Origin of the sequence: Psychromonas sp. SP041, assembly GCF_000470315.2 — a bacterium.
In the GTDB taxonomy this organism is placed as follows: domain Bacteria; phylum Pseudomonadota; class Gammaproteobacteria; order Enterobacterales; family Psychromonadaceae; genus Psychromonas.
Map to the genome: position 1 here is coordinate 31,390 of NZ_CBRF02000034.1, position 19,314 is coordinate 50,703.

Annotated in this window: 16 protein-coding genes; 9 read left to right on the forward strand and 7 right to left on the reverse strand. The window is 35.7% G+C overall.

Annotation, left to right across the window (positions count from 1 at the left end):
- Positions 1-368: 368 nt before the first annotated feature.
- The 3 genes from SP041_RS16345 to pyrE all read left to right on the forward strand — a co-directional run bounded on the left by SP041_RS16345 (position 369) and on the right by pyrE (position 4,476).
- Positions 369-2,609, forward strand: coding sequence for a transporter substrate-binding domain-containing protein (locus SP041_RS16345; RefSeq protein ID WP_025566052.1), 2,241 nt, complete (start codon positions 369-371; stop codon positions 2,607-2,609).
- Between the two features lie 502 nt (positions 2,610-3,111).
- A complete protein-coding gene (gene rph / locus SP041_RS16350; protein WP_137297932.1) occupies positions 3,112-3,831 on the forward strand; it encodes a ribonuclease PH in 720 nt (239 codons plus the stop codon).
- Positions 3,832-3,834: 3 nt separating this feature from the next.
- Positions 3,835-4,476, forward strand: a complete 642-nt coding sequence (gene pyrE, locus SP041_RS16355) for an orotate phosphoribosyltransferase (protein WP_137297933.1) — start codon at positions 3,835-3,837, stop codon at positions 4,474-4,476.
- 275 nt (positions 4,477-4,751) lie between these two features.
- Here pyrE and SP041_RS16360 read toward each other — a convergent pair whose 3' ends face one another.
- Genes SP041_RS16360 through SP041_RS16370 form a run of 3 tightly spaced genes read right to left on the reverse strand, consistent with a single transcriptional unit; the run spans position 4,752 to position 9,555 of the window.
- Entirely contained in the window at positions 4,752-7,838 is a 3,087-nt protein-coding gene (locus SP041_RS16360; RefSeq protein WP_137297934.1) for a multidrug efflux RND transporter permease subunit, read from the reverse strand.
- 8 nt (positions 7,839-7,846) lie between these two features.
- Positions 7,847-8,968 (reverse strand): efflux RND transporter periplasmic adaptor subunit, encoded by a 1,122-nt coding sequence (locus SP041_RS16365; protein ID WP_137297935.1) that lies wholly within the window; start codon positions 8,966-8,968, stop codon positions 7,847-7,849.
- Positions 8,965-9,555, reverse strand: coding sequence for a TetR/AcrR family transcriptional regulator (locus tag SP041_RS16370; protein ID WP_170968566.1), 591 nt, complete (start codon positions 9,553-9,555; stop codon positions 8,965-8,967). The genes SP041_RS16365 and SP041_RS16370 overlap by 4 nt, the downstream gene beginning before the upstream one ends.
- Before the next feature lie 245 nt (positions 9,556-9,800).
- On the opposite strand from SP041_RS16370, the gene rep reads away from it, so the two are divergent.
- The 3 genes from rep (at position 9,801) to SP041_RS21370 (ending at position 12,929) form a co-directional block, all read left to right on the forward strand.
- Positions 9,801-11,810: a DNA helicase Rep gene (rep, locus tag SP041_RS16375; protein ID WP_137297937.1), complete on the forward strand. Its 2,010-nt coding sequence runs from the start codon at positions 9,801-9,803 to the stop codon at positions 11,808-11,810.
- A 168-nt stretch (positions 11,811-11,978) separates the two neighbouring features.
- Positions 11,979-12,710, forward strand: coding sequence for a glutathione peroxidase (locus tag SP041_RS16380; protein WP_137297938.1), 732 nt, complete (start codon positions 11,979-11,981; stop codon positions 12,708-12,710).
- 96 nt (positions 12,711-12,806) lie between these two features.
- Positions 12,807-12,929 (forward strand): hypothetical protein, encoded by a 123-nt coding sequence (locus SP041_RS21370; protein ID WP_276607154.1) that lies wholly within the window; start codon positions 12,807-12,809, stop codon positions 12,927-12,929.
- A 221-nt stretch (positions 12,930-13,150) separates the two neighbouring features.
- Here the strand turns inward: SP041_RS21370 and ubiA are convergent, their stop codons facing one another.
- Together ubiA and SP041_RS16390 are read right to left on the reverse strand one after the other, a co-directional pair.
- On the reverse strand, positions 13,151-14,014 hold the full coding sequence (gene ubiA / locus SP041_RS16385; protein WP_025564741.1) for a 4-hydroxybenzoate octaprenyltransferase: 864 nt from the start codon (positions 14,012-14,014) through the stop codon (positions 13,151-13,153).
- Positions 14,014-14,571 carry a chorismate lyase gene (locus tag SP041_RS16390; RefSeq protein WP_025564742.1) on the reverse strand — a complete coding sequence of 186 codons (558 nt, stop codon included), beginning with the start codon at positions 14,569-14,571 and terminating at the stop codon, positions 14,014-14,016. The genes ubiA and SP041_RS16390 overlap by 1 nt, the downstream gene beginning before the upstream one ends.
- 250 nt (positions 14,572-14,821) lie before the next feature.
- On the opposite strand from SP041_RS16390, the gene SP041_RS16395 reads away from it, so the two are divergent.
- Positions 14,822-15,238 carry a flagellar basal body-associated FliL family protein gene (locus SP041_RS16395; protein WP_025564743.1) on the forward strand — a complete coding sequence of 139 codons (417 nt, stop codon included), beginning with the start codon at positions 14,822-14,824 and terminating at the stop codon, positions 15,236-15,238.
- A gap of 18 nt (positions 15,239-15,256) precedes the next feature.
- Here the strand turns inward: SP041_RS16395 and glpG are convergent, their stop codons facing one another.
- Positions 15,257-16,093 carry a rhomboid family intramembrane serine protease GlpG gene (gene glpG, locus SP041_RS16400; protein WP_025564744.1) on the reverse strand — a complete coding sequence of 279 codons (837 nt, stop codon included), beginning with the start codon at positions 16,091-16,093 and terminating at the stop codon, positions 15,257-15,259.
- 329 nt (positions 16,094-16,422) lie between these two features.
- Between glpG and SP041_RS16405 the strand changes: the two genes are divergently transcribed.
- Both SP041_RS16405 and galE read left to right on the forward strand, forming a co-directional pair.
- A complete protein-coding gene (locus tag SP041_RS16405) occupies positions 16,423-16,788 on the forward strand; it encodes a helix-hairpin-helix domain-containing protein (RefSeq protein ID WP_025564745.1) in 366 nt (121 codons plus the stop codon).
- A 215-nt stretch (positions 16,789-17,003) separates the two neighbouring features.
- Positions 17,004-18,020 carry a UDP-glucose 4-epimerase GalE gene (galE, locus tag SP041_RS16410; RefSeq protein WP_025564746.1) on the forward strand — a complete coding sequence of 339 codons (1,017 nt, stop codon included), beginning with the start codon at positions 17,004-17,006 and terminating at the stop codon, positions 18,018-18,020.
- A gap of 158 nt (positions 18,021-18,178) precedes the next feature.
- Here galE and SP041_RS16415 read toward each other — a convergent pair whose 3' ends face one another.
- Positions 18,179-19,063, reverse strand: a complete 885-nt coding sequence (locus SP041_RS16415; protein WP_081695392.1) for a GGDEF domain-containing protein — start codon at positions 19,061-19,063, stop codon at positions 18,179-18,181.
- Between the last annotated feature and the right edge of the window lie 251 nt (positions 19,064-19,314).

Genomic DNA, 19,314 nt, shown 5'->3' on the forward strand with positions numbered 1-19,314 from the left:
GTTTGTATGAGAAGCTGGAACTCCAGCTTTTTATCACTCTAATTTAAATAAAGTCAGTTTAGTTATTCATATCTCAGTCGCTATGTATTTTATGATTATCTAAAATTGCAATGTTAGCCATTTTAACACTGAGATAGGGATATTAAAGAGTTCGAATAATATACGGTTTAGCGTTTTTCTTATTGATACCAAGTTAGCCCTTTTTATCTGTTTTCTTTAATGAAGATTGCTTTACTGGCCTATACTGATGTGTCTAGTGATAGGTTGATCACAGTAAGTTGGTTATAATTTTTCTTTTTTTTTAAATCATTACTTTAACCAAGTTCGTTTGATAAAGTCTCCCATTCTTAAATAAAGGGTTAGAACTCATGTGGCTATTTACGCCCTTCTCATTGGTTATTGTCTTTCGCATGTTTTATGTTGTGGCGATACTGTTTGCCAGCAACACCTTCGTCTTTGCTACAAATGCTATTGAAGTTGATCTTACCGTACAAGAAAAAGAATATACCCAACAACACCCCACTATAAAAGTACACACTGATGAGAATTGGCCGCCATTTAACTTTATTCAAGATGGTGAAGTTTCTGGTTATAACAATGATTTAATACGATTAGTGGCAGATAAAGTAGGCTTAAATATTGAATTTGTTGTGGGTTATCAGTGGTACGAATACTTAGAAAAGTTAAAAAATAAAGAAATAGATGTTATTTCTAACATGAAAATAACGCCGGAGCGCCAAGAGTTTACAATCTTTACTCATTACCAGTCTTTAACGTTAACCGATGGATTGTTAACACGTGAAGGAGAGGTGTTTGCTAATGACCTTAGCGATATTAAATCTATTGCTGTTATTAAAGGTTTTTTTTACCAAGAAGTACTTGAAAAGAGCTTTCCTAATATAGAGCTAACATTAACGACGAGTACTGAAGCCTCTATTGAGCAATTACGTTTAGGTAATGTCGATGCTGTTTTAGATGCTTATGATGCTATCAACTACCACTTACAGCGTTCGTTAGAGCAAGGTTTGGTTAATACATCATTAGCTGATAGTAAGGTTTTTCATTATTTACCAAAATTTATGGGTGTAAATAAAGATAATACTATTTTGCGAGATATTTTAGATAAAGGGTTGTTAGCATTAAATAAAAAAGAGATAGATAATTTACATCTTAAATGGATAAATAAACCCAGTATTGGAAAAGTAACCGAAGAGGCTAATTACCAGAATAGAATGCCTATTTTATCTAGTATACAACAACAATATTTAAAAGATCATGATGCACTCTACATGTGTGTTGATCCAGATTGGTTACCTATAGAGGCCATTAAAGAGAGCAAATATGTTGGCATTGCCTCTGAATTTGTTACATTATTTGCTCAGCGTATTAGCAACCCTATTATTTTAATCGAAACGGCCACTTGGTCAGAGACAGTTACCTCATTAAAAGAAGGGCGTTGTGACTTTATTCCTGTGATTCACAAAACTCCTCGACGTAGTCAATACCTTTCATTTACCTCTGCTTATTTAGATTTTCCATTAGCATTGGTCACTTCAGAAAATAATCAGGCTTATAAATTAGAACAAGTGTTACATAAACCATTAGGAATGTTGAAAGCAGGATCATATATAGAGTTTTTGAACACCTTGTATCCCGATGCTGATTTATACGAATATGACTCGTTAAAATCGGGACTTGATGCGGTAAGCAGTGGTGAGATTTATGGCTTTATTGATGTGTTACCTGTCATGGTTAATCAAATTCAAACGCTTTATCCTGAATTAAAAATTGTTGATAAATTTGAACATGAATACCCATTTTCTCTCGCCGTATCAAAAGATAACACGATACTATTGGGTATTTTTGATAAAGTCGTTACATCAATCGATTTACAACAAAAGCAAAAAATACTTAATCGTTGGTTACCTGTTGTTTATGAAAGGCATGAAACGGGCACTGGTTATTGGATCATCATCTCATTAATATCTGTTGCATTAACATTAGTGTGTTTATTGTTATATTTTTCAAAAAAACATAATCGACAATTATTTTTAAAAAATAACAACCTTGAAAAATTAGCAATGCGTGATTATTTAACAGGTTTACCTAATAAGCATTATTTTAACGAACAGTTTAAAAAGGAATGGGTGCGTGGTAGACGCTCTGGCGAAAGCTTATCTTTATTAATTATCGATGTTGATAGTGCTAAATTCTTTAATGAGCAATATGGAAGAGATGCGGGCGATGATTGCTTTATTGAACTTGCGCGTCGTTTACAACATATTGTTCAGCGCCCTGCGGACTTATTAGCCCGTCTCGAGGCAGATGATTTTATTATACTTTTACCAAATACTTCCGAAGAAGGGCTTAAAACCTTAGCAGCTGAAATATTTTATATGGTCAATGGATGGGGGCTGAAGTTTGATAATGCACCTGCAGGAGACACCGTCTCAGTGAGTATTGGTGCTGCTTGTATGGTTCCTAGTCACTCGCATATCGAAGAAGAGCTTAATAGACGTGCAGAACAAGCATTGTATCAAGCGCAAGATAAAGGTTTTAGTCAGCTTGTTATTTATAAGAATAGTCATGATCAGTATTCTGAACATTAATATTTCAACTCTTTATTTGTGAATTCCGTTAATTTTTGATTTTTTACTACATAGCCTCAACTCTGGTTAATGAAAGTGAAGTTATATTTAAAATCATAAGGTACTATTTTTTACTAATCAGTGTCGTTAGTTTTACGTAGTTCAATGCGAATTATTGAAGCAATAACGGGTTATAGAGAGATGATTTAACGCAGAAATAGCGGTGTTGTATCGCTTTACTTATCCAGAACTGAGGTTACATATACTCGTTACCATTCAAGGTGTTTACTTCGCAGCTTGCTCTCTGGGTCTTTAGCTTGAAAACCAACTCTGTGTTGCCACCTTCGATAAGGACTCGCCATTGTCATCATGTTGCACCTTGATTTAGAGTCCAAGCTAACGACTGAACAAAGCACCTTGCACAGTAACAGGCATATAAATCTATTGATTTCCTGCCGAGTTTTGCGCCTTGTTGGTTAATGGGTATAATTGCCGCTCATTTATTGACAAGGTTTTTTAACTTATGCGCCCAAGTAATCGTACACCTGAACAAAACCGTGAAATCAAAATTACTCGGCACTATACTGACTATGCAGAAGGGTCTGTTTTGATTGAAGTCGGTAATACTAAAGTCCTCTGTAATGCGACAGTATCAGAGTCAGTACCACGTTTTTTAAAGGGTAAAGGTAAAGGCTGGGTAACGGCAGAATATTCCATGTTGCCGCGTGCGACACATAAACGTAATCAACGTGAAGCAGCAAAAGGTCAACAAGGTGGTCGTACCTTAGAAATTCAACGTTTAATTGCGCGCTCTTTACGTGCCGCAGTTGATTTAAATGCCTTTGGTGAGAACATGATTACTGTTGATTGTGATGTAATACAAGCCGATGGTGGTACTCGTACCGCATCAATTACAGGTGCTTGTATTGCGTTAGCTGATGCATTGAACTGGATGGTTGCAAAAGGTAAGTTGAAAAAAAGTCCATTAAAGCAAATGATAGCGGCTGTTTCTGTTGGTATTTATAAAGGGACGCCTGTTTGTGATTTGGATTACGCAGAAGATTCAAATGCACAAACCGACATGAATGTTGTCATGACAGAAAGTGGCGGTTTAATTGAAATACAAGGTACAGCTGAAGAGGGCGCTTTTAGTCATCAAGAATTATTAGCAATGTTAGCTTTAGCAAATACCGGTATTAATAACTTAGTAGCAGAACAAAAAAAAGCATTAAATGTGGAGTAAGAAATGAAAGCGTATCAAAAAGAGTTTATTGAATTTGCGATTGAAAAACAGGTTTTAAAATTTGGCGAATTTACTTTGAAATCAGGGCGTATTAGCCCTTATTTTTTCAATGCAGGTTTATTTAATACAGGTCGAGATCTTGCGCGTTTAGGGCGTTTTTATGCTGCTGCATTACAAGATTCTGGTATCGATTATGATCTTTTATTTGGTCCTGCGTACAAAGGTATTCCAATTGCAACAACCACTGCTGTTGCCTTGTCTAATGACTATGATTTAGATGTACCGTATTGCTTTAATCGTAAAGAAGCAAAAACACACGGAGAAGGTGGTAGCTTAGTGGGTTCAGAGCTAACCGGTAAAATTATGCTCGTTGATGATGTTATTACAGCTGGCACAGCTATTCGTGAATCGATGGATATCATTAATGCACATAAAGCAGAGCTTGCAGGTGTGTTAATTGCATTAGATCGTCAAGAAAAAGGCAAAGCGGAGTTGTCAGCGATTCAAGAAGTAGAACGTGACTATGATGCAAAAGTTATTTCGATTGTAGAGCTGGCAGACGTAGTGAGCTATCTTGAAACGTTACCAGAAATGCAACAACATCTTGAGTCTGTACAAACATATCGTCAGCAATACGGTGTTTAAGCTTTAATTTATTTTTTAGCATAAAAGACCGTAAAATAAAAAAGCCAAAGGCGAATCATCGTCTTTGGCTTTTTTTGTATCTGTTAATAGTGCGGTGTTAGTGCTTTGTGATAGAAAATAATTACTTTATCAGCCTATTAACTTATTGATTTAATTAGCTTAGTTTATAAATATCTTAATTTATTGTTATAAACGTTTAATAAATCAATTTCGAGAAGAATAAAGTAGCGCTTATTAAATTAATGTTAAGGCTACTTTTAATTTTCTTCTTTATCTTATGACTCTGTACTATTTACTTTTAATGCTTGTTCTTCATCAAATTCAGGAAGCTTTTTATGCTCACTGGCAATGAATGAATAGATAACAGGTAAGATAAATAACGTAAATAACGTACCGATTGATAAACCAGCTACGATAACAATACCAATACCAAAACGACTCACTGCGCCTGCACCGGTTGCAAATAATAGTGGGATAAGACCCGCTACCATTGCAGCTGTTGTCATTAATATTGGACGTAAACGCACGGTTGCTGCTTTTTTAACTGCGGCAATTTTATCTAGACCATGATGCAATTGCTCTTCTTTTGCTACTTCAGCAATCAAAATACCATGTTTAGTAATCAATCCCACCAAGGTTATCAAACCAACCTGAGTGTAGATATTCATAGTTGCAAAACCCCAAGCAAGTGCGAGTAAAGCACCACTAATGGCCAATGGTACGGTCATGATAATAACCAATGGATCTCGAATACTTTCAAACTGACTTGCGAGTACTAAAAATATAATAAATAAAGCAAGAATAAAGGTCACGTATAACGCACCACCTTCCGTTACAAATTGACGCGCTTCGCCTAAGTAATCATGGCTATAACCTTGTGGCAGTTTAGTGGTTGATAACCCTTCAAAGAAGGTAATTGCCGTGCCCATCGTGACACCCGGCGAAAGTACTGCACCTATTGTTGCACTATTAAGCTGATTAAAGTGCGGTAATGCACGAGGTTCAGCGACTACATTAACGGTAATCAGTTCGCTTAATGGCACCATGTCATTGTTTTTAGCACGTACATAAAAATCACCTAATTGCTCTGGCGATAAACGATATTTACGTTCTACTTGTGCAATCACTTCATAACTACGGCCATTTAAATTAATGCGGTTTAAGTAACCATCACTTAACAATGTCCCCAAAGTAATACCAATATCTTGCATGGTCACACCATAAGCCCCTGCTTTGTCACGATCAATGCTGATATTCATGGTTGCAGAATCAAAGGCTAAATCTAACTCTGAATAAACAAAGCTTGGATTGGCTTGTGTTTCTGCTAATACATCTGCTGCAATACTTACTAAACTTTGGAATGGATTAGAAGTAGTAATAACAAATTGTACGGGTAAACCACCCGATGAACCTGGTAACTCAGGTCTTTGGAAAGTGACTGTCGCCACAGAAGGGATCATACTAAATGCTGGTGTTAATGTTTTAGATAAGTCATCTGGGCTTTTTTCACGTTGGCTCCATGGTTTCATGATAGCGATACCGAAGGCTTGGTTAGCATTCGGAATACCTGACATCGCTAAGCTACTTTCTACTTCTGGTTGCTTCGCTATTTCGCTAGTGACTAAACGCATGCTATTTTCAACAAAGTCCAAGTTGGCATTAGCTGGCGCTTTAGACAACATCATCAGTACACCTTTATCTTCTTTCGGTGCTAACTCTGATGGGATAAATTTAAAGAGGAATGGCAGTGAAATAAACACTAATAAGGCAAAGATAATAACAGCAGGGCGTCTTAACATAATAATGTTAAGTGCATTGCTATATTTATTCGTTAACCCGGTTAGCGTGTTATCAACAGCACGTTCGAATCTATTAGGTTTATGGTTAATCACTAACATTTTGCTACACATCATCGGTGATAATGTTAATGCCACAATACCCGATACAAATACCGCACCAGCAAGTGTTAGCGCAAACTCAGTAAAGAGTGAACCGGTAATACCGCCCATCAATGCAATGGGAGCATAAACAGCGGCTAACGTGATGGTCATGGAAATAACCGGTACTGCAATTTCACGCGTACCAATAATTGCTGCACGGAAAGGGTCTTCACCTGCTTTAATATGGCGATCGATATTTTCTACTACAACAATCGCATCATCTACTACTAAACCAATGGCTAATACCATGGCTAATAGTGTCATTAGGTTGATAGTAAAACCAAACATTTGCATCACAACGGCGACACCAATTAGTGATAGCGGAATAGTAATGATTGGAATGAGCACTGCACGCCATGATCCTAAAAATAGAATCATTACAATGAGTACAATTAATCCTGCTTCCGCAATGGTTTTAATCACTTCATAAATAGACTCTTCAATCGCAATGGTCGAATCATAAAGCACTTTCATTTTGATTGAACTAGGATTGTTTTTTTCTAAGTCAGGTAGCATTTTTCTTACATCTGACGTTATATCCAATGGATTTGCGCTTGCAGTTGCATCAATCGCAACAACAACTGCATCATTACCATTAGCCATTGCTCGGTAGATGTCATGACTTTTTTCAAGAGAAACGCGCGCAATATCCTGTAGGTGGATTGTTCTACCGTCATCGCGTGTTGCAATGATCAGGTTTTCTAACTCGCTTGCATTCTTAACCTGGGTCTGTGCACTGCCATTAAACAGAGTGAAATAACCCATTGCTTGGCCTGAAGCAGACTGAATATTATTAGCTTGTAAAATAGTAATAACATCAGCGGTATTAAGCCTAAAAGCAGCCATACGTTCTGGGTCTAACCAAATGCGCATTGCAAATTTAGTACCACCATAAAGGTTAACCTTTGCAACACCATTAATACTAAATAACTGTGGTTTAATCACGCGTTCTAAATAGTCGGTAATTTGACTAGAGTTTAATTGCTCACTTGAAAATGCAATGTAGATAACAGACGTCGTTGAGCCAGTACTGACATCAATTGTTGGATCTTCTGCATCACTTGGTAGCTGAGAGCTAACACTGTTTACTTTTGCGAGAATATCCGCCACCGCGCCACTTGGGTCAGTGTTTAGCTTCATATTCACAGTAATGGTTGAACTACCCATGAAACTTTGTGAACTGATAAAGTCGATATTATCGGCTTGTGCAATGGCTTGCTCAATCGGTTGAGTGATAAAACCTTGAATTAAATCTGCACTTGCTCCGTAATAGCTGGTGGTTACTGTGACCACCGTATTAGTCATCGTAGGGTACTCACGTACCTGCATTTTTGTAAGCGCTTGTACCCCTAATAATACAATCAGCAAACTCAATGAGATTGCTAAAATGGGACGCTTTATAAAGATATCTGTAAATTTCATAACGTCACCTACAGTGCTGGAAGAACAGAAGGAGTATCAAGTGCATTTGATTCAACGATTTTAACGTGAGAACCATTGCTTAATCGAACTTGTCCGCTAGTGGCAATCACATCACTTTCATCTAAGCCAGATAACACATGAACACTATCGCCTTTTGTTTTACCTAATGTGACGATTCTTTGTTTCGCTTCTAAAAACGTATTGCCATCATCAGTTTTTTGTTCAGTTAATACATAAACTGTTTCACCGTACAGTGTGTAATTAACGGAGGTAACAGGAATGATGATTTGTTTTTTAACGGTCGGTAAAATGATATTTGCTTTAGCAAACATACCTGAACGTATTTTTTGTGCTTCATTCGGGATCGATGCTTGAATCAGGATAAGTCCACTTTCTGAGTTTACTGCAGGTTCAATCGCAGTGATAACACCAGTAAACGTAGTATCAGGTTGTGCATCAATAAATACATCCATTGCTTGGTTTATATGTACTTTGTTAAGATCATTTTGTGCAATAGTAAAACGCATTTGCATACGGCTAATATCTTCCAAACGAACTATTTCAGTGCCATTAGCTAGATATTGACCTAAAAATACATTTCGTAAACCTGTGATACCAGAGAATGGTGCGCGAATGGTACGCAAACTAATTGTTGCTGCATAACCTTCAATTTCGCCTTGAAGCGCTAGGTATTCTGCTTGTGCATCATCAACATCACCTTGAGAAACAGAGCCTTTTTTAAGCAATGAATTTAAGCGTTTATAGTTACGTTGAATAGAAGGTAAACGTGCTTTGGCTGCTTTTAAGTTCGCTTGTTCTACTTCGCTATCTTGGTAAACAATAGGGTCACCTTTTTGTAATTTTTGACCAGATACAAAATTTATTTTAGATACTTTACCGGCCACTTCATTGGTAATTGTGACGCCTTGCATTGGCTCAATAAAACCGATAGCACGTAAATGAGGAGTCCAATCTTCAAATTTTACAGTAGTCGCTGTGACTGGGAATTCAGGAATAGGACGCGATGAAAGGTATTCGTTTATTTTTTTAGCTTTAAACATATTAAAGCCAATCACAGTACCAAATACAAGTATTGCTAAGATGATTGCCGACGCTATCCATTTTTTCATTGAATGATTCCTGTTGATTTAAAATGTGGGTTTTGAATGATATTCCATGACGCGTCTCGTACTTGTTGTAACTGTTTTTGGTCAGGAGTCACACGTTCTCGTATTACTTGTTTTGCCAACGAAATGGCTGTGTCTATACTGACTGCTATTAATGCAAATAATTGCCAGTTCAAAAATTTTTTTGCATCAATACCTTGCTGATAAAAGGAAATGAGTGGCTTAAAGGCTTCATTTTCAAATAAAGTGATACCTTTTTGGTCTACATTAGGTATGCAATGAAGCACTTCGATCAACGTTAAACGTCTAGGGTTCGCGATGACATAATCAAATATATTTTTCCATACTAAATCGTATTTTTTCTTTGCTGTGGAGCAGTCATCAAAGCCAGCTAGAATAGTATTAGCTGATTGTTCTCGGATAAATTTTTGTAGCTCATTCATTAATGCTTCTTTGCTATCAAAGTAACGATAAAGCGTACCTGCCGCAACGCCTGCGGTATCTGCTAGATTTTGCATGGAAAAAGCATAAAAACCTCGCTCTGCCAAAACACATTCTGCCGCAACTAAAATTTTGATTCGCTTGTCCATAAGACCACTTTGAAATGAATGAACGTTCATTATCGTTTAATGTGAAGTGATTGCAATCTTAAAATGAGAATTAATATAAATATTATTGTGATCTACAATACAGGAATTTTTGACATTAAAAGTGAAAATATCTTTAAATTAATGCGTTAATTACCTAATCGACGCTATCTATATTTCTACGCTAGCTTTCAATTAAAAGATCAGTAAAATCGAATGGCTTTTTCTTTTTAAATTTAGGAAATACTATGAAACTAAATCCTGGACAAGACGCCGCGGTTAAAACGATTTCTGGCCCTTGTTTAGTGCTGGCTGGTGCTGGTAGTGGTAAAACACGCGTGATCACGAATAAAATCGCTTATTTAATACAACACTGTGATTATTTGGCGAAGAATATTGTTGCGGTAACATTTACCAATAAAGCGGCACGAGAAATGAAAGAGCGTGTCAGTGAAACCTTAGGCAGGAAAGAATCTCGCGGTTTAATGGTTTCTACTTTTCATTCATTGGGTTTAGAAATCATTAAACGAGAAATAAAAACGTTAGGGATGAAAGCCGGTTTTACGCTCTTTGATGATCAAGATACCTTAGCGTTATTAAAAGAATTAACTGAGAAACAATTAAAAGAAGATACTGATTTATTAAAAGCGTTAGTAACACAAATTTCTAATTGGAAAAATGCACTTATTCTACCTCCTCAAGCAATCAAGCAAGCTAAAGGTGAGAGAGACGTTATCTTTGCGCATTGTTATGATTTATACCAACGTCAATTAAAAGCCTATAACGCCTTAGATTTCGATGATTTAATTGTTTTACCTACTTTATTACTAAAATTTAAAGAAGAAGTCCGCTTACGTTGGCAGAAGAAAATTCGTTATTTATTAGTGGATGAATATCAAGATACTAATACTAGTCAATATGAGTTGATTAAATCTTTAGTGGGAGAAAGAGCACGCTTCACCGTGGTAGGAGACGATGACCAATCGATCTATTCTTGGCGCGGTGCCCGACCTGAAAACTTAGTCTTGTTACAAAGAGATTTTCCGCAACTCAAAGTCATTAAATTGGAGCAAAATTACCGTTCTAGTCAACGTGTATTGAAAGCAGCGAATGTACTCATTGCGAATAATCCTCATGAATTCGATAAACGTTTATTTAGTGAATTAGCTTATGGTGAATCACTTAAAGTATTGTTAGCTAAAAATGAACAAAATGAGGCAGAAAGAGTTGTTATGGAAATTTCTGGTCATAAATTCATGAATGGTGCTAATTTTAAAGATTACGCTGTTTTATACCGAGGCAATCATCAAAGTCGTTTATTAGAAAAAGTGATGATGGAAAATCGTATCCCTTACAAAATAAGTGGTGGAACGTCATTTTTTGCTCGTAGTGAAGTAAAAGACATCATGGCTTATTTAAAATTGTTAGTGAATCACGATGATGAGAATGCATTTATTCGTGTGGTTAATAAACCTCCTAGAGGGATCGGGGCAGTGAGCCGTGAAAAGCTAGGTAATTATGCTAATTTACGCCATATCAGTATGTTTTCGGCTAGCTTTGAGCTTGGCTTAGAGCAAACCTTAAATGGTAAATCGTTACATACACTGCAAGCGTTTACGCGTTGGTTAGTTGAATTAAATGATCGTTTAAAAAAAGAAGATGATATTGATGTAGTAAGAGACTTAATTCGTGATATTGGTTATGAAGATTGGTTATACGAAAATAGTCCAAGCCCTAAAGCTGCCGAGATGCAAATGAAGAACGTTTCCACACTTTTTAAGTGGGTGACTGAAATGCTGAAAGGCGATGACTTAGATGAGGAAATGACATTAGAGCAGGTAGTTGCACGATTAACATTACGTGATATGTTATCTCGTAATGAAAGTGAAGAAGAATTAGATCAAGTGCAATTAATGACATTGCATGCATCGAAAGGGCTAGAGTTCCCTTACGTTTATATGATTGGTATGGAAGAAGGTTTATTACCGCATCAAGTCAGTATTGATGAAGACAATGTCGAAGAAGAACGACGTTTAGCCTATGTTGGTATTACACGAGCACAAAAAGAATTAACATTTACTTTAGCTAAAGAGCGTAGTCAGTATGGGGAAACAATTAAACCGATCCCAAGTCGTTTTTTAAATGAGTTACCACAGGAAGATGTGGAGTGGGAAAGTGGCCCTAAGAAACGCACTGAAGATCAAAAGAAGCAATTAGCAGATAAAGGCATTGCAAACTTGAAAGCATTATTTGATTAATAATAAACAACAATACGAATCTATAGCTAAAGACTATTTCTAGAAGTGATAAGCGATATTAATCTCAATTAGTTATCGTTTGTTATTTCGCCTAATAACACCACCGCAACAAACGCATGTTTGTTAGCAAACTTAATATAAATAATTGAAAATTTTTAGGAGCAATACATGTTAGATAATATCGAAGGTCAAAGCGTACCATCAGCAACTTTCCCAACTCGCCAAGGCGATGAATGGGTTAATGTGACAACCGACGAATTATTCAAAGGTAAAACAGTGGTTGTATTTGCATTACCAGGTGCATTTACACCAACTTGTTCTTCTACACATTTACCTCGTTATAATGAATTAGCAGGTGTATTAAAAGAAAATGGTGTTGATGAAATCATTTGTTTAAGTGTTAATGATACTTTTGTTATGAATGCATGGCTTGCAGATCAAGAAGCTGAAAATATCACTGTGGTACCAGATGGTAGCGGTGAATTTACTGAAGGCATGGGCATGTTAGTTAATAAAAATGACATTGGTTTTGGTAAGCGTAGCTGGCGCTACAGTATGTTGGTTAAAGATGGCGTAATTGAAAAAATGTTCATCGAGCCAAATCAACCAGGTGACCCGTTTGAAGTTTCTGATGCAGATACTATGTTAAATTATGTCAACCCAAATGCTAAAGCACCTGCTGCAGTTGCCTTGTTAACTAAGCCTGGTTGTCCTTTCTGCGAAAAAGCGAAAGCGGCATTGAAAGATAACAATATTAGTTTTGAAGAGATTGTATTGGGTAAAGATGCAACAAGCATTAGTTTGAAAGCAATGACAGGTCAAACGACTGTGCCACAACTTTTTGTTGATGGTAAACATATCGGTGATAGTGATGCAGCGGTGGCTTATGCTAATAGTTAATCATCATCAATGATTAACTAAAGCGTATGTTCTTTTCATAAGGCATACGCTTTTTTTTATTCAAAATTCACAAAAAAAACCATAGCGAGAAACAATATGAAGCAAGTTAATGTACAAGTTGCCATTATTGGTGGTGGAACTGCAGGTTTAGCAGCTTACCGTGCAGCTAAACAAAAAACAGATTCTGTGTTATTAATACCAATGGAATTAAATAAGTGATCAGGGGTTGCGTAGGAAAAATTAACACTAATAAGGCGTGAGTTGTAGGAGATAGTTGTTCTCACTTCAAAACTCACAACGCAGTTAGGGGTGATTTTAACCAGCAAGAATGATCACCTTATTAATTCTTTTGGTATAAAGCCACTTTTATATCTGAAACACAGTTACAAATTGACCAACATACGATTGTTATTTTGAACAGTGAAATAAATGTTAACCGTTTATAGATAAGTTAGAGCAAAACCGATGAAAATCACAAAGCCGACATAATTATTATCTAAGAAAGCTTTAAAGCAGGCTGTTTTATTACGATCTTTAATCCGGTGTTGCTGCTGTAAAAATAAAAATCCTGCAATGGTTAAACCTATATAATACAACCAAGTTAATTGCTCTAAAACACCCACAAGAGCCAATATTAGTAATGTTGCTAACTGTAATAATCCGATAATTAATTTATCGTTTTTTCCAAATAAAATAGCCGTCGATTTTATGCCTATTTTAAGATCGTCTTCTTTATCAACCATGCCGTACATAGTGTCATAGGCAATCGTCCATGTGATGTTAGCGAGAAATAACAACCATATAGAATTAGAAAGAGCGTTGGCTTCTGCAGCATAAGCCATCGGAATGGACCAAGAAAAAGCAAGGCCTAATACAAATTGAGGCAAGTGAGTAAAACGCTTCATAAACGGATAAGCAAAGGCGAGTAATAAACCGATAACTGAAAGCTGGATGGTCAGGATATTCTGTGTCAATACTAATAAAAATGATGACAATGCTAAGATTAAAAAGAGATAAACAGCTTCTTTGCTAGTCGCTCTGCCTGATGGTAAAGGCCTGTTTTTAGTGCGAGCAACAAACCCATCGACTTTTCTGTCGGCAAAATCATTGATCACACAACCAGCGCTGCGCATTAAAAATACCCCTAAGCAAAAAACAATTAACACGCTTATATCGGGTAAACCTTGCCCTGCTATCCATAATGCCCATAATGTTGGCCACAATAATAAAAGCGTGCCAATCGGTTTGTCGACGCGCATTAGCTCTATTAATGCTTGGCGCTTAGGGGGATTTAAATAAACCATTATTTATAAATTCCAGAGGCAGGTAAAAAAACTTCACTGACCAGTAAAGGTTTGTTTTCAATGTAAAATAATGAACGCCTTGCCCAAAGGGAATGTTTACAAGATTGCTGTAATGAACCACACAGTTCATGTAATTCAGAGCCAACAACAAACTCTGCGACTTCAATCTTACCGCGTTGTAATGTCTTATTTTGAAACAAAAACTTACCTAATGATTCAGAACCAATATTAGCGAGTTTTTGTTGCTTGTTAGAAAGTGTCTGAAATGGAATTTCTGTTTGTGCGAATATGTTAGCAATACCATCACAGTGTAAAAGCACTTCACGTACTAATACTTGCTCTGGTGCAGGAAATAATTGAGAGAGCGTTGATTCATTCGTATTTGTATTCAGCTGTTGTTTTACTTCTACAGTAAATTTTTCACATCGTTGTTCAAGTTTTTTAGTTAAAGATACCTCATCTAATAACCAAGAGAGTACTTGCTTAGTGCAATTTTTTGGATGACTGTTTTCTTGCCAATGAGTGGATGAAACAATGTTCAGTAACTGATTAAACATACAAACCTTTTATTTTAAATCGTTTTATTTATGGTTATCAAGTGATTGATGCTTGTGAATTTACTATTGCCAATACCATTAAATTTATTACTTTATGTTCACTAGTAAACTTTGGAACAGGCTAAAAATGGCTAGTATTTATACTTTTATAAAGTTTTTCATTAAGAAATACTTTTTTATCCACAATCTTAGACAGAGATTGATATTATATCATCCAAAAATATTAACGTCTTAGTTGAAGGAATAAACAATGCTCAAAAAAATACTCTTTTGTATGTTTTATTTTACGCTACTTTCGCCCCTTAATTTCGTTGTTGCTGAAGAAGAAAGTACCGAGTTAGTGGCTGATTATCAATATTATGCATTAGAACCAGACATTATTACCAACTATATTAAACCAGGTAAGCATCTTGGATATATTCGTTTAGGTGTTGATTTAATGGTTAAATCGACAGTTGCTTATCAAGAGGTAGAAACCCATGAACCAATTATTCGTGATCGTATTATTACGATTCTAGGCGAACAGAATGAACAGCAAATAAAATCCATTACTGAGCGAAAAGCGATTAGAGCACGTTGTTTAGACGCCGCGAATGATGCCATTTTTGAAATAACTGGCACCAGACCTATTGAAGATTTACTCTTTACTAAATATTTAGATCAATAACTTATTGGCTTTATTTCTTCATAATTTTAATTTACTACAAACTGCCGCTAATATAAGTCCTGCTAATAAACCAATTAAGTGTGCATAGTTGGCCACATTGACGGGCAATATATCTATAAAGCCCAATACTAACCAACCTAATAAAAATGCAAACATGCTATTAGGTAAGTGTACTTGGCTATCTTTATTCATTAATCCATATAACCAACAGTAACCTACTAAACCATAAACTACCCCACTCAAACCGCCAAAGTAAGGACCTACTAGAAGAAATTGAGCTAAATTAGATGTAATAGCAGAAAATAAAAACAAGATTAATAACCGTTGTTTACCTTGTTTTCTTTCAACTATTCCTCCTAATTGCCACCACCATAATGAATTGAATACGATATGTAATAGACTAAAATGCAAAAAAGCAGGGGTGATAAAGCGCCAGCTTTGAAAGTAATCAAAAGGTTGTGTTATAAAAAATGAAAACATAGAGTTAATCGGATTGAAAAATCCTAGTTCTGACCCACCGTAAATCACTAAACAAATAATAAACACGCTATGTGTTATTAACCCTCCATGTTGTTTGAAGTTACTTAATAAGTTCGAATTTGCATAGGCGAAGTTGGTTGCATTTTTTTCAATACTTCCTGACTCCCAACTGGCAGAAAGATATTCACTTTTCGTTGGGTTTGCTAAAAATTGAGCGAGTTCTGATTCTGCTTGTATTAACTGAGCTTCGTCTTTAATGATTATTTGATGTTGAAATTCACTTTGTTGAATAATATTCTTAATTTTTTTACTATTTAAATAATCTGAGAATGCTTGCGCTAAACGTAAATGCTCAAAGCTGTGTAATACTGTCATAATATACCTCTGAAACCTTATGCCATTGTATTAAAAGTCATCTTATTAATTAACATATTATAAAAAATTATGTTGCTGAGGACTTAGTATTTTGTTGTTTTTTCTATATAGCGTTATTCAACTTTGAAGTCACTTTATTGTTTTATCTTATGTAAAACCTTATGAAAATTCGATAGATAATAATTTTGTAGTGTAATGAATAATTAAGGGTGAATCGAATTAAATAAGTTAACAATTTATTCTATAAACTTTATTTGTGATATTTTATTGACATAGTAGCGGAGTAAACTAAATTTAATATTCCGAATAATAAAAGAAAGGAATGTTTTATGATTAATAAATTTATACGTGGATTAACCCTCGCTGCATCTTTAGTGTTACTACCCACTAGTTTATTTGCTGCAGACCTTAACAGTCTCACTTCTTCTAGTGTTGAAAAGGTTAGCTCAGCAACCACGAGCGTTAAACAAGCTAGCACGACGGCCGCTGCTGCTACAAAAATGTCGAGTATTAATGTTAATAGTGCGAGCCTAGACCAACTGACTTCTATCTCAGGCGTAGGCCCTAAAACCGCACAGTCTATTATTGACTATCGAGACCAATATGGTGATTTCACAGATTTAAAAGATCTCGTGAATGTTAAAGGTATTGGAGCGAGTACGTTAGAGAAAATAATGCCTTACTTGAGTTTGTGATTTTTTCTAAGTCCCCACGACAATGTCGGGACTTATTTTACTATTTGTTTTACGACGCTAGTTTGTCTAATCTGTTTAATTATTTAAAGCCTGCTGTTCTACTCCTACTTCAATACTTGTTATTATCTCTCTTTAAACGTTAAAATGTTTACCACGAATTTAATTTCTTTATTTTTCCTTTATATTTTAAAAATATACAACGTAGTGGGTAACTTATGACAATTTTAGTAACTGGCGGTGCAGGTTATATTGGCTCTCATACAGTGGTAGAGCTTTTAGAAAAAGAGCAGCAAGTTATTATAATAGATAACTTATGTAATGCTTCGTTAGAGTCGCTCTCTCGAGTTGAAAAAATAACAGGTAAAGTGCCTATTTTCTATCAGGGTGATATTTTAGATAAAAGCTTTTTAGACATGGTATTTAAACAGCATCAAATTGATTCTGTTATTCATTTCGCAGGCTTAAAAGCAGTAGGCGAGTCGGTTGCTAAACCTATTTCTTACTATCAAAATAATGTTCAAGGAACATTAACATTACTCGATGCAATGAAAGATGCAGGTGTTTTTAAGCTTGTTTTTAGTTCTTCTGCTACGGTTTATGGCGATCCTGCTGCGTTACCTATTCGTGAAGACTTCCCTGTTGGTGGTACAACAAACCCTTACGGAACATCAAAGTTAATGGTGGAAATGGTATTAACGGATGTCGCAAAGTCAGATCCTCGTTGGGCGTTTGTAATTTTGCGTTATTTCAATCCGGTTGGTGCACATCTATCTGGCTTAATTGGAGAAGATCCTAATGGTATCCCGAATAATTTATTACCTTACATCTCTCAAGTTGGTGTTGGTAAGCTAAAAGCATTAGCTGTTTTTGGTGATGATTATGATACTCCTGATGGAACAGGCGTACGTGATTATATACATGTAGTAGATTTAGCACTTGGTCATTTAAAAGCCTTAAAAAGGATTGAAGATGATAAGGGAGTATTTATTTATAACTTAGGTACGGGCAATGGTTATTCTGTTTTAGATATGATCAAGGCATTTGAGACTGCTAGTAAACAAGCCATTCCTTATAATGTTTCTCCGCGTCGTGAGGGAGATATCGCCGCTTGTTACGCTGCACCAGAAAAAGCGTTAACTGAATTAGATTGGAAAGCTGAACGTGGTTTAGAAGATATGATGCAGGATACATGGCGTTGGCAGTCAAATAACCCTAATGGTTATAAAAGCTAAAGCGATAATAATTGAAGAATAGGGCTTGTAAAGAGCTCTATAAATTTATCTATTAAATGCTAATGACTTTACTCAGTTGATAATGTTTTCTTAGCGGTTAGAGGAAAGTAAAGAATCACTAGACACGATCAAATCCATGCTACCAAAATGAGGTGGTTTTATGAGTCTTGGGTATTCATACGCACATGAACTTTATTTTTACCTTGCTGTTTGGCCTTAGATAAACACTGCTCGGCATCATTTATGAGGTCACTACTTTTTAGCTCATTTTTATAGGTAACTGCACCGATACTTACTGTTATATTAATAATATCGTGATTATATTCTACACATAAGAGTTCTGTCTTTTCTCGAATCATCTCTGCAACTTGCTTTGCAATTTCGTCATTACTATTATTAAGTAAGATAATGAACTCTTCACCACCCCAACGAGCAACCGTATCGGTTTTACGTACACAATCAATGAGTTTATTAGCAAGTCGTTTTAAAACAATGTCACCAGCAGCTTGGCTATAACGTTCATTAGTGAGTTTAAAATTATCAATATTAATTAATAAAATAGAAAATGTTTCAATGCGTGGGGAGACTAGTAAGTTAGTGAGTTGGTAGTTAAAGTGGGTACGTGTAGATAATTGCGTTAATTCATCGGTTTCAGAAAGTTTCTTTAATTTAGTCGTATTCGCATTATTCTGTGCGATCCATTTGCTGATTCCATAAGTCACTAAAATAAAACCTATTAATTGTCCAATATCTTCAAATAATGCACCTAATAACCAAGGTTGGACAAATATTTCATCTAATGTATCAGTGAGCGTGGCGATAAACAGAAATAAAAATCCAGCCATTAAATATTTATAGACATCAGGGTTATATTTCACCTTTTGCATGTTAACAAGTGAAAATAACAAAGTAGCGGTAATCATTACGCTAAAAAACAGGCTATAAATGTCTATTTGATAGGTAATTGGAAGTAACCACGTCTGTAGTGCCGTATATGCAATGACAAAAAAGTAAAGTGAGCTAATTGCTGTGCTTCTAATCAAGTGGTTTTATCTCTATTAACTGAATTGTCGTCAATTTTATGTGAACATGATGACAAATAAATATTTAACTACAACTTACTACAATTATATTTCTTAGTAAATAAATGAACAACTAAATACATCACTTGGATTCAGATCATAAGTGCATAACTTGAATTGGTAGAAAAGACGATCAGCTGAAGATATGCTTATCGCTTTTTCTCCGGCAAGAGATGCAACAATGAAAACATATAAACAACTGACCTATGCGC